This window comes from Streptomyces sp. NBC_00190, assembly GCF_036203305.1.
Taxonomy (GTDB): domain Bacteria; phylum Actinomycetota; class Actinomycetes; order Streptomycetales; family Streptomycetaceae; genus Streptomyces.
On sequence record NZ_CP108132.1, the window covers coordinates 45,889 to 57,466 of the forward strand.

Below are 11,578 nucleotides of genomic sequence, written 5' to 3' on the forward strand. Positions count from 1 at the left end.
ACCACCTACGGCAAACGGAGTTGCTCCATGTCCACCGCCACCCTCACCGGCGTCTGCCCCGAGTGCGAGACCGACCTGACCGTGCCGCCGGTCGTCCAGGGCGAGACCTTCGCCTGCCCCGAGTGCATGCTCACCCTGCGCGTCGAGGACATCCAGGACGGTGTGCTGAGCCTGCAGATGGTCGAAGTACAGCTCCGCGACTGGGGCCAGTGAGATGGGCAGCAGAGTCGCCATCGTCGCCGACCGGGTCGGCTGGGAAGAGCGCCAGCTCATGCAGTCGGCACCGGACTTCGGCCTGCACATCGACTGGATCAACGACGAGTCGCTGTGCCTGGGCGACCCCAAGGCCCCGTCGATCGAGGGCTACGACGCCCTGCTGGTCCGCAGCCGCAGCTACACCCGCGGCGGGCTGCTCGCCACGCTGGCCGAGTCGACCGGCGTGACCGCCCTCAATTCGGCCACCGCCATCCACGCCTGCGAGAACAAGCTGGTGCTGCGCGCCGTGCTGTCCGCCGCCGGCGTCCCCGTGCCGGACTACCGGCTCGCCCTCTCCCGCAAGGACTTCGAGAAGGCGCTCGACGAGCTGGGCCTGCCGGTGGTGCTCAAGCCGATCTACGGCGGCATGGGCAAGCGCGTCACGCTGATCCGCGACCCCGACCTGGCGCACAGCGTGTACGACTACGTCGAGGACCTCGGCCACGCCTTCGAGCAGGCCTGCCTGGTGGAGCCGTACCTCGGCGGCGGCTCGATCCGCTGCCTGGTCGTCGGCCGGGAGATCGTCGCCGCCGCCGAATTCGAGAGCGCGGGGGCCGACTGGCGCAGCAATGCCGCGCTCGGCAACCAGAGCCGGGCCCTGGCCCACGACCCCGAGGTGCAGAAGGTCGTGGACGGCGTCGTGGACCGGCTCGGCGCCGGCATCTACGGGGTCGACCTCTTCAAGACGCCTTCGGGCTACCTCGTCAACGAGGTCAACCACGCCCCCGCCTGGCGGGGGGTGGCGTCGACCACGGGAGTGGACATCCCGTCGGCCGTCGCCCGTCACGTGCAGGAGATACTCGCATGATCCGCGTGGGAATCGTCGGCGCCTCCGGGTTCAGCGGCGGTGAACTGATCCGGCTGGTGAACCAGCATCCCGAATTCGAGCTGACCTTCCTGGGCGGCAACGCCAGCGCCGGCAAGCGCCCGGCCCAGCTGCACCCGGGACTCCGCCTCGACCTGGGCCTGACCATCGAGCCCGTCGACGCCGATGTCGTCGCCGAGCGGTGCGACGTGGTGTTCCTCGCCACGCCCGCACCCGTCTCGGCCGAGCTCGCCGCGCTCCTGGCCGACCGCGTCGCCTGCGTGATCGACCTGAGCGGGGCCTTCCGTATCCGCACCCCCGAGCTGCACGAGCGCTGGTACCCCAAGGCCGAGCGGGCCACCGCACTGGCCGACCGTTTCGTCTACGGGGTGCCGGAGCTGGTCGGCGACCAGCTGGTCGACGCGCCGCTGATCTCGGTCCCCGGCTGCTACGCCACCGCGATCACGCTGGGGCTCGCCCCGCTGGCCCTCGGCCTCGGCCTGGACCTGAAGACAGTGGTCATCGACGGCAAGAGCGGCTCCAGCGGTGGCGGCGTACAGCTGCGCGTCCCGGACCTGCACCCGCTGCGCAACGGCGCCATCGCGCCCTACGCGCCCACCGGGCACCGGCACGCCGCGGAGGTCGGCGACTTCCTGGAGCGCAGCAAGCCCGGCAGTGTCGGCAGGCTGACGATGTCGGCGTACGGGGTGTCGCACGTGCGCGGCCTGCTCGCCAGCGCCTACGTGTTCACCGACGACGAGGTGGACGGGCGCGAGCTGCAGCGGGCGTACCTGCGCTTCTACAAGGAGCACCGCTTCGTCCGGGTGCGGCGCAACACCGAGACGCTGATCCCGGTGCCCGACCCGCAGGCCGTCCTGGGTTCCAACTACTGCGACGTGACCGTCCTGCACGACGAGGAGGGCGGCCGCATCGTCGTCCTCGCCGCCCTCGACAACCTCGTCAAGGGGGCCGCGGGCCAGGCCGTTCAGGCCGCGAACATCCGATGCGCACTGCCCGAGGAGACGGGCCTGACCATGCAGCCGGTGATGCCCGCATGAGCGGGATTCCGAAGGACGACAGGACGCGGTATCCGGCCCCGACCGTGGTGAAGCTCGGCGGCAGCTGCCTCGACGACCTCGACGGCGCCTGGTGGGACGACCTGGCCGAGCACGGCAAGGACCGGCCCCTGATCCTGGTGCACGGCTGGTCCAAGCCGCTGAAGCGGCTGAGTCCCCGCTACAGCGAGCCGTCGGCGATCCTGCGCGACCGGTACGGCAACCAGAGCCGCTGGACCACGCCCGAGGTCATCGAGGACATCAAGACCGTCAGCGGCGAGCTGAGCGGGCAGGTCTTCGGCCGGCTGGAGTCCCGCGGCATCACCGCGGAACGGCTGCTCGGCAGTGACGGCCTGGTCAGCGCGGGCGAGGGCGAGCGCTGGTGGTGGCAGGGCAAGCAGCTGGTCGAACTGGAGAACCTGGTCGGGCCGATCACCGGTGTGGACCCGGCGCCGCTGAAGGACCTGCGGGCGGGCCACGCCTGCCTGGTCACGCCGCTGGCCCGGAACGCGAGCGGCCAGGAGGTCAACACCGACGCCGACCGGGCGGCCGCCGCCATCGCCGGCGCGCTGGGCGCCACCGACCTGGTCCTCGTCACCGACGTCGCGCACCTGCTGGTCGACGGGGAGCCGGTGCGCAGCATCACCGCGCAGGCCGCGGCCAGGTTCCGCGACAAGGGCGCCACCGGCGGCATGCGCAAGAAGCTGCGGGCCGCGGGCGAGGCCCTGGAGCGGGGCGCGGAGCGGGTCGTCATCGGCAGCGCGCCCGTCACGGATCTGCTGGCGGCCCGCACCGGCACCGTCATCACGCGAACGTGAGGAGCAAGAACGTGGCGCAGTCCCGTGTACTCGTCGTCAACAACGGAACGCTGTCCCTGAAGCAACTCCGCAAGACTTTCGAGGAGTTGGGCTCGGAAACCGAGGTGGTCGACGCGGCGTCCGTGCCCGCCCGGCTCGACGGCCGCCACCAGGCGATCGTCCTGAGCGGCACCAAGGTGCGGGCGTACGACCGTGACTTCTACACACCGCTCATCGACCTCGTCATGGGTGCCGACGTCCCCGTCTTCGGGATCTGCGGCGGCATGCAGATCCTGGCGGTCGCGGCCGGCGGCCGACTCGCCGAGGGACCGCAGCGGGTCGGCGGCTACGAGGTGCAGGTCGACAAGGAGGAGCCGCTCTTCACGTACGTGAAGCCGACGGTGACGGTCTTCCACCGCCACACCCTGTACCTCCAGGAGGCTCCGGAGGGCTTCCGCTCGATCGGCCGCTCCGAGCACGCGCCGGTGGAGTTCCTGCGCTCCGAGGACGGCCGGATCTTCGGCTCGCAGGCCCACCTGGAATTCCGCAGCGACGGCCTGGAGATCCTGCGCGGTTTCGCGCAGCTGTACCGGTGAGCGTCGCCGCCGGGCGCCCGGGCGCCCGCAGTCCCCTGACCTCTTCTACGTATGCGAGGACTTGGCAATGAGTGTTCTTCAAAACCCGCAGGACCCCGCGTTCACGGTCCATCTGAACGGCAGCGGCGGCGCGGTCGAGGGCTGGGTCGTCGTCGACTCGCTGTACGACGGCCTGGCCATGGGCGGCACGCGGATGACCACCGGGGTCACCGAGGCCGAGGTGGCCGGCCTGGCCCGCGACATGACGCACAAGTTCACGCTCGCCGGCCTGCCCATCGGCGGTGCCAAGGCCGGCATCGTCTCCGACGGCAGCGACCGCGAGGAGACCTTCCGTACCTTCGGCCGGACCGTCAAGCCGCTGCTGCACGGCGGCATCCACCTCGGCATCGACATGGGCGTCACCCCCGCCGACCGGGCGGTCTTCTTCGCCGAGGCCGGCTACGACCCGCGCTACCGGCTGGGCGCGCCCGACATGCCGATCGATTGGCGCACGTACTACGAGCCGCTGATCGACTGCACCGGGCACGGCGTGGGCGTGGCGGCCGTCACCGCGCTGGAGGCGAGCGGCCGCACCGGGCCGGCCCGGGTCGTCGTGCAAGGCTTCGGGGCGGTGGGCCGGGCGGTCGCCCGGTTCCTGGAGGACCGCGGGCACGTGATCGTGGGCGTCGCCGACGTCGAAGGCACCATCAGCGCGGACCGGCTGCCGGTGGCCGACCTCGTCGCGATCACCGACGAGTTCGGGCGGATCGACCGCTCCCGGCTTCCGCAGCACGCCACCGTCTCCGGCGAGCCCGACGCCTGGCTCGACGTCGACGCCGACCTGCTGATCCTCGCGGCGCAGAAGAACGCGCTGAACACCGAGAACGCGCACCGGCTGCGCGCCGGCCTGGTGGTCGAGGGCGGCAATCTCAGCTCCAGTGCGGAGGGGAAGGAGAAGGCACGGGCCTCGGGCGCCGTCCTGGTACCGGGCGTGATCGCCAACATCGGCGGGGCCGCCTCGGCCGCCCTGGCCGTCACCCGGGTGGTCCCCTTCGGCCTGGAGGCCGAGGCACGCAAGGCGTGGGTCTTCGACTGGGTCGGCGACCGCGTGCGCCGCAACACCCGCGACCTGCTGGAGATCGCCGCGGCCGGTGCGGGCGACCCGCTGCCCGAACTGCTCGCCGCCCGACGCGAGGAACGCCGATGACCTCGACCACGTCCGCCATCCTGGCGTCGGCGTCGGCCGCGGACCGCATGGCCGAGTACCGCCGGCGCGGCTGGTGGCGGGACGGGACCTTCCTCGACGACCTGCGCCGGCAGGCCCGCGAGCGGCCGCGCAAGCTGGCCGTCGCGGGGCGCCGCCTCGACGAGGCCCGCACCGACACCCTCGACTACGCCGAGCTGACGAGGCTGACCGACCGGTTCGCCGGGGCCCTGCTCGAACTGGGTGTGCAGCGCGGCGACGTCGTGGCCGTGCAGCTCCCCAACCGGTGGGAGATGGTGCCGCTGATGTTCGCCTGCATGGCGGTCGGCGCGGTCATCTGCCCCATCGCCCCGGTCTGCCAGGAGGACGAGCTGCGCCACCGCCTCGCGCTGACCGAGGCCAGGGTGTGCGTCACCGTGCCGGAGTGGGAGGGTTACCCGCTCGCCGACACCATCGGGGCGCTGCGGTCCGAACTGCCCCTGGAGCACGTGGTGGTGGTCGGCGGGCGCGCCCGCGAGGACGTGGTCGACTTCCACGACCACTTCGTCGCCGTGCACTGGGAGAAGGAGCGGTCGAGCGATCTGGAGGGCCGTCAGCTCAGGCCCGACGAGCCGTTCGTGGTGCTGTTCACCTCCGGCACCACCGGCTTCTCCAAAGGAGTGGTGCACAGCCAGAACACCGTCCATTCGGGCGTCCGCGGCTACGTGGACACCTTCCTGCTCCGCGACGACCTGGTCATCGCGGTCACCACTCCGCTGGTGCACTACTCCGGCTTCGGCCAGGGCGTCCTGGCCGGGGTGATGCTCGGCGGGACGATCGTCTTCCAGGACGGCGAGGACCACACCGGCCTGCTGGACCTGGTCGAGCGCTACCGTGCCACCCTGCTGTACGGGCCGCCGCCCACGCTCTCCGGCGTGGCGCGGGCCCAGCAGATCGATCCGCACGACGTGTCCAGCCTGCGCCACACGGTCACGGGTGCGGCTCCGGTGCTGCAGCAGCTGGTGGACGAGCTGCGCGAGACGTTCGGTGCCCGCACGTACTCGGTGTGGGGCATGTCCGAGTTCGGTCCCGTCACCATCAGCCGGCTCGACTACAACCAGGACTGGGCGGCGCACAGCCACGGACGGCCGATCGACTCGATGGAGATCCGTATCGACGTGTGCCACGACCCGAGCAAGCGGGCCACGGTGGGCCGGCTGCGGGCGCGCGGCGCGTCGCAGGCGCTCGGCTACTACAAGCAGCAGGACGCCTTCGACTCCGAGCTCACCGCCGACGGCTGGTTCGACACCGGTGACGTGGCGCGCGAGGACGGGCGCGGCGGCATCCGCATCCTCGGGCGCTCCAGGGACACCGTCCTGCGCGACGGGATCGTCGTCCCGATGGCCGAGCTCGAGGCGATCATCTCCCGGCACCCCAAGGTGGTCGAGGCGACCCTCCTCGGTCCCAACGGCCTGGTCGACGACCCGATCCTGGCCGTGGCCGTCCCCCGCGGCCGCAACCACCCCACGCTGGCCGAGCTCCGCGACCACCTGCGCGACGCCGGCCAGGACCCCCGGTTCTTCCCGGAGCGCCTCGAGGTCGTGGAGGCCCTGCCCAAGACCCTCACGGGCAAGGTCCGCAAGGTCGAGCTGCGGGAGCTGTACGCCGGGGGGTGATCCGCCCTTCCGGCAGCGATGCCCCGGGGGGTGACCCTGTCCCCCGTTCACCCTCCGGTACCCCTTCCGGGGGGTGGCCCGCCCCCGCGTCACCCCCCGGATCCCCTCCCTCCTTCCCGCCTCCCTCGTCACCCCCATCCCCACCCCCGCCCCCCACCCCCCGCTTCCCACCCGCCGTAGCCCGATCAGTTGGAGGTACGCCATGCCCGCACCCGCGCCGGTGACCATGTCGGCGACCCTCGCCGCCGACGAGGAGCTGGACCGCCGGCGCCGTGCCGGGGAACGGGTCCTCTCGCTGGCCAGCGGCGAGATCGGCCTCCCGGTCCTCCCGGCGCTGCGGGAGCGGCTCGCCGCGGCGGCGGACCGCAACGCCTACGGGCCCGTCGCCGGAAGCGCGGCGCTGCGCACCGCCGCCGCCGGCTACTGGGGCCGGCGGGGTCTTCCCACCGATCCCGGCCTGGTGGTCTGCGGGCCGGGGAGCAAACCGCTCCTGTTCGCCCTGATGCTGGCCGTCGGCGGCGACGTGGTGGTGCCGGTGCCGAGCTGGGTCAGTTACGCGGCGCAGGCCGAACTGGCCGGGGTCCGGCCGGTCCCCGTTCCCACCCCGCCGGGCGAGGGCGGGGTGCCCGACCCGGCGGCGCTGCGGGAGGCGGTGGCCCTCGCCCGGGCCGCCGGACGCGACCCGCGGTGCGTGGTGGTGACCCTGCCCGACAACCCGACCGGCACCATCGCGACGCCGCAGACCCTGCGGCGCCTGGCCCGGGCGGCGCGCGACCTCGACCTGGTCATCGTCTCCGACGAGATCTACTGCGACCTGGTCTTCGACTCCGCCCACCGGGCGCTCTCGCCCGCCTCGTTCGCGCCCGAGCGGACCGTGGTCACCACCGGCCTGACCAAGAACCTGGCGCTCGGCGGCTGGCGGACGGGGGTCGCCCGGCTGCCCGACAGCCCGCTCGGGCGCGAGGTGCACACCCGGCTGGTCGGCGTCGCCAGCCAGATCTGGTCGAGTACCGCGGCTCCCGTGCAGGCCGCCGCGGCGTACGCCTTCGAGGAGCCGCCCGAGGTGGTCGCGCACGTCGCCGCCTGCCTGCGGCTGCACGAGGTGGTGGTCCGCGCGGTGGCCCGCCGGTTCGCCGCCGCCGGCGCCGAGCTGACGCCGGTACGGGCGACCTCCTACCTGTACCCCGACTTCGAGCCGCTGCGCGGCGAACTCGCCCGCGTCCACGGGGTACACGACGGCGGCCGGCTCGCCGCCCTGTTCGCGGAGCGGTACGGGGTCGGGCTGCTGCCGGGCACCGCCTTCGGAGAGCCCGCGCACTCGCTGCGGATCCGGGCCGCCACGAGCCGGCTGTACGGCGAGACCGACTCCGAGCGCACCGCCGCCCTGACCGCCGCGGACCCGCTGCGGCTTCCGTGGATCAGCGCGTCCTTGGACCGCGTCCAGGAGGTCCTGACCGACCTCACCGAACCGTTCGCCGCCCGGCACCCGGAGGCCGGCCGGCCGTGACCACTCACCACCGCCACGCGCAGGGGACCGCCCCGGCGCGGGTCAGCCCACGACTCAGGAGGTCCCTGACCACCATGTCCACCATCCTCTTCGAATGCGAGTACCAGGGCCTGCGGTACGCGGGCCTCGGCAAGGCGGCCGCCGGCGAGAGCCTGACCCTGTACCGGGTGGCCGACGGGCAGCTGCGGGCCGCGTTCCTCGCGGGCGGCGGCCCGGAGGCGGTGGCCGCCGCGGTCACCGAGGGGGCCGAGACGGTCACGGTGACCGCCGGCGACCCGGAGGTCCGCTTCCTCCCGCCGCTGCTGCCCACGGCCGGGGACGCCCTGCTGACCGGTTTCATGGGGACCCACCGGTCCAAGTACGCCGACGACCCGGACCCGGACAAGGAGTTCACGCCGCCGAACTGGCTGATCAAGGGCTTCGGTTCCTGGGTGCGCATGCCGGACGAGCCGCTGGCCGCAGCCGCGTCGACCGTCGCCCTGCTGGAGGAGCCGGAGGTGGCCCTGGTCTACGTCAACGACGAGGAGGGCACCCCGCGCTACGCCGGCTACACCTTCGCCAACGACCTGAACGACATCGGCTACCACCTGAAGAACCCGTGGGGCTGGACCCCGTACTCCAAGCTCTGCGAGACCTCCATGACGCCGTGGCTGTTCCTCGGCGAGCCGCCCCGTACGGTCACCGGCCAGATCACCATCGAACGCGACGGGGCGGCGGCCTGGAAGGGCGACTTCTCGTGCGGCGCGGACGCCCTGTACCACCAGGTGGAGGACATGGTGGACCACCTGTTCTCGTATCCGGTGATGCGCCGGCCGGGACTGGTGAGCTACGTCCTGCTCGGGGCCGACAAGGCCAGCTATCACGACGGGTTCCGGATCGCCGACGGCGACCGCGTGACGATCGACGTGGCCAGCCACGGCGTCGTGCTGTCCAACGTCATCGAGTACGCCCGCCGGGCCGAGGCCGCCTGACGGGCGGGGCGGCCGGGGCCGGCCCGGGCGGCGCGCGCCGACGCCGGTCAGGCCGTCGCGGCCGCCTGGCCGGGCGCGCTCTCGCAGGCGGCGCCGCGCACGGCCGCGACGTAGCGGGAGATGGCGTCCCTGTTGCGTTCCAGGCACCGGATGCGCTCGGTCATCCGGTCGCGTTCGAGTTCGAGCGCGGCGATCGTCTCCGGGGTGGCGCCGGAGACGTGGATGGTTCGGGGCGTGTCGATGCACGGGAGGACGTGCTTGATGACCCGGGTCGGCAACCCGGCGGCGAGCAGTCCTCTGATCTGCAGGACCCGGTCCACGCAGTCCTCGCCGTACTCCCGGTACCCGTTCAGGGAGCGGCCCGAGGAGATCAGCCCCTGCTCCTCGTAGTAGCGCAGCAGCCGGCGGGAGGCGCCGGTGCGCTCTGACAACTGCCCGATCAACATGTGACCCACCTCACATCGGATCATCTTGACCTTCACATCTATGTAAGGGTTTGAGGATACAAGCCATGACGACTTCCCACACTGAGTCACAGTCACTGAACGTCTCTCCACCAGCACCTGACACCCGGAAACTTCCCATGTCGCCACTGCTGGCGCTGGGTACGGCCGCTTTCATGGGGATCCTGACCGAGGCGCTGCCGGCGGGCGTGCTGCCCGAGATGGCCCGCGACCTGTCGGTCAGCGAGTCGGCGGCGGGGCAGTCGCTGACGATCTACGCGCTGGCCACGGGCCTGTCGGCCATTCCCGTCTCCGTGGCCACGGCGGGGTGGCGGCGCAAGAAGCTGCTGCTGCTCGCCGTGGTGGTGTTCGCCGTCGCCAACCTGGTCACGGCCGTCTCGTCCAGCTACGCCCTGACCATGGCGTTCCGCCTGGTGGCCGGCGTGGCGGCAGCCGTGGTGTGGGCCGAACTGGTCGGGTACGCACGCCGCCTGGCACCGCCCCACCTCCAGGGCAGGGCCATCGCGATCACCATGGCCGGCATCCCGCTGGCCCTGTCACTGGGCATTCCGGTCGGCACGTTCCTCGGCGGACTGTTCGGCTGGCGGCTGACCTTCGGCCTGGTGACCGTGGTCTCCGTCCTGCTGGTGGTGTGGATCCTCGCGTCGGTGCCGGACTCCCCGGGGCAGCGGCGGGAGAGCCGGGAGCCGATCCTGAAGGCCCTGCGCCTTCCCGGCGTGGTGGCGGTCCTGTTCGTGGTCGCGGCCTACGTGCTGGCCCACAACATCCTCTACACGTACATCGCCACGTTCCTCGACGAGTACGGCATGGGCGCCTCGCGCGACGTCGTGCTGCTGGTCTTCGGCATCGCCTCCATGGTGAGCATCTTCATCACCGGAGCCCTGGTCGACCGCCGGCTACGCGCCCTGACCATCGGCAGCACCGCCCTGTTCATCGTCGCTTCCGTCCTGCTGGCACTGCTGGCGAGCAGCCCCGTCGTGGTCTACGCGGCCATGGTGCTGTGGGGGCTCGGCTGGGGCGGCGTCGCCACGCTCCTGCAGACCGCGGTCACCGACGCGGGCGGCGACCGCGGGCAGGCCCTGCTGGTCACCACGTGGAACTCGTTCATGGCCGGCGGCGGAGCCGTCGGCGGCATCCTGCTCGACTCGCTCAGCCCGACGTCCTTCCCGTGGAGCGTCCTGGTGCTCCTCGTGCCCGTGCTGCTGGTCGTGGTCGGCGCCCGAGCGCACGGCTTCCCCGCCAAGCGGCCGGACTCGGCCTGACGTACCGGCGGACGGCGCAGCAGGCGGTCGGCCGCGACCCCGGACCGGGGCCGCGGCGCGGCTGCGCCGCAGCGAGAGGCGGCCCCTGCGTGACCAAGGCGTCCGAAGCCTTGACCACGCAGGGGCCGCGTCCGTGTGCCCGGATTCCGTGGTCGGCCGCGGGTCGGCGGCACGTCAGCCGCGGCCCATGCGGTAGCCGACACCGCGGACCGTGATGATCCATCTGCTGGCGCCGAGTTTCGCCCGCAGGCTGCTGACGTGCGTGTCGATGGTGCGGCTGGAATCCGCCCAGTTGGTGTCCCACACCCGGGCCATCAGCTCCCTGCGGGAGATGACGCTCTCGGGGTTCGCGGCCAGGATGTGCAACAGCTCGAACTCCTTGCCGGTGAGGTTGACCGGCTCGCCGTGCAGGCGGGCTTCACGGGTCCCGACGTCGATGTGGAGCGGGTCGAGGGAGATGCTGCGGGTCGGCTCCGGCTGCGGATGGGAGCGCCGCAGTACCGCCTCGATGCGCGCCGTCATCTCGCGTACGCCGCAGGAGGTGACGACGCAGTCGTCCGCGCCGGCCTGCAGGGCGAGGACCCGGTCCAGTTCGGTGTCGCGGGCGGTGACGGAGATGATGGGCTTGTCGCCCGCCTCGCGGATCAGCCGGCAGACCTCCAAGCCGTCGATGTCGGGCAGGTCGAGGTCGAGCAGGACCAGGTCGGAGTGCTGATGCGTCCTCAGCGCTTCCGCCCCGGTGTCGACGCTGCTCGCGTTGTACCCCTGCCGGCGCAGGTCGCGCACCCTCGTCTCGGCTTCGGCCGCGTCGTCCTCGACCACGAGCACCCGGGTGAGGGGCGCGTCGGCCTTCTTCGGGTGGAAGCGTGAGGCGGCCGGCGGTGCGCCTGCCCGCCGGCCGGCGGGCGCGGTCCGCGGCCGGCCGGCCTGCTCGGTCCACAAGGTGACTCCCTGAGTCATGACTCCCCCTCATAACCGGCTGGGGCGGCGCGAGGTGCCCGGCATTTCGCCATGCTGCACTCCCCCTG

General features: G+C 72.4%; 12 protein-coding genes. 10 read left to right on the forward strand and 2 right to left on the reverse strand.

Annotated elements, in window-relative coordinates:
• Positions 1-27: 27 nt before the first annotated feature.
• The 9 genes from OG429_RS40370 to OG429_RS40410 all read left to right on the forward strand — a co-directional run bounded on the left by OG429_RS40370 (position 28) and on the right by OG429_RS40410 (position 8,824).
• Positions 28-213, forward strand: coding sequence for a lysine biosynthesis protein LysW (locus tag OG429_RS40370; RefSeq protein WP_328930606.1), 186 nt, complete (start codon positions 28-30; stop codon positions 211-213).
• A gap of 1 nt (position 214) precedes the next feature.
• Positions 215-1,063, forward strand: a complete 849-nt coding sequence (locus tag OG429_RS40375; protein WP_328930607.1) for an ATP-grasp domain-containing protein — start codon at positions 215-217, stop codon at positions 1,061-1,063.
• A complete protein-coding gene (argC, locus tag OG429_RS40380; protein ID WP_328930608.1) occupies positions 1,060-2,118 on the forward strand; it encodes an N-acetyl-gamma-glutamyl-phosphate reductase in 1,059 nt (352 codons plus the stop codon). Before OG429_RS40375 ends, argC begins: the two co-directional genes overlap by 4 nt.
• Entirely contained in the window at positions 2,115-2,933 is an 819-nt protein-coding gene (locus OG429_RS40385; RefSeq protein WP_328930609.1) for an amino acid kinase family protein, read from the forward strand. Before argC ends, OG429_RS40385 begins: the two co-directional genes overlap by 4 nt.
• Before the next feature lie 11 nt (positions 2,934-2,944).
• Positions 2,945-3,508, forward strand: coding sequence for a type 1 glutamine amidotransferase (locus tag OG429_RS40390; protein WP_328930610.1), 564 nt, complete (start codon positions 2,945-2,947; stop codon positions 3,506-3,508).
• 67 nt (positions 3,509-3,575) lie between these two features.
• Positions 3,576-4,694, forward strand: coding sequence for a Glu/Leu/Phe/Val dehydrogenase dimerization domain-containing protein (locus OG429_RS40395; RefSeq protein WP_328930611.1), 1,119 nt, complete (start codon positions 3,576-3,578; stop codon positions 4,692-4,694).
• Positions 4,691-6,346: an AMP-binding protein gene (locus OG429_RS40400; RefSeq protein WP_328930612.1), complete on the forward strand. Its 1,656-nt coding sequence runs from the start codon at positions 4,691-4,693 to the stop codon at positions 6,344-6,346. Before OG429_RS40395 ends, OG429_RS40400 begins: the two co-directional genes overlap by 4 nt.
• 202 nt (positions 6,347-6,548) lie before the next feature.
• Positions 6,549-7,853, forward strand: a complete 1,305-nt coding sequence (locus OG429_RS40405; protein WP_328930613.1) for a pyridoxal phosphate-dependent aminotransferase — start codon at positions 6,549-6,551, stop codon at positions 7,851-7,853.
• A gap of 74 nt (positions 7,854-7,927) precedes the next feature.
• Complete coding sequence (locus tag OG429_RS40410; RefSeq protein ID WP_328930614.1) at positions 7,928-8,824, forward strand: fumarylacetoacetate (FAA) hydrolase; 897 nt, start codon at positions 7,928-7,930, stop codon at positions 8,822-8,824.
• A 47-nt stretch (positions 8,825-8,871) separates the two neighbouring features.
• Here OG429_RS40410 and OG429_RS40415 read toward each other — a convergent pair whose 3' ends face one another.
• Positions 8,872-9,270: a MerR family transcriptional regulator gene (locus tag OG429_RS40415; RefSeq protein ID WP_328930615.1), complete on the reverse strand. Its 399-nt coding sequence runs from the start codon at positions 9,268-9,270 to the stop codon at positions 8,872-8,874.
• A gap of 137 nt (positions 9,271-9,407) precedes the next feature.
• On the opposite strand from OG429_RS40415, the gene OG429_RS40420 reads away from it, so the two are divergent.
• Positions 9,408-10,550 (forward strand): MFS transporter, encoded by a 1,143-nt coding sequence (locus tag OG429_RS40420; protein WP_328930616.1) that lies wholly within the window; start codon positions 9,408-9,410, stop codon positions 10,548-10,550.
• 174 nt (positions 10,551-10,724) lie between these two features.
• On the opposite strand, the gene OG429_RS40425 is transcribed toward OG429_RS40420, so the two are convergent.
• Complete coding sequence (locus OG429_RS40425) at positions 10,725-11,510, reverse strand: response regulator transcription factor (protein ID WP_328930617.1); 786 nt, start codon at positions 11,508-11,510, stop codon at positions 10,725-10,727.
• Positions 11,511-11,578: the final 68 nt, after the last annotated feature.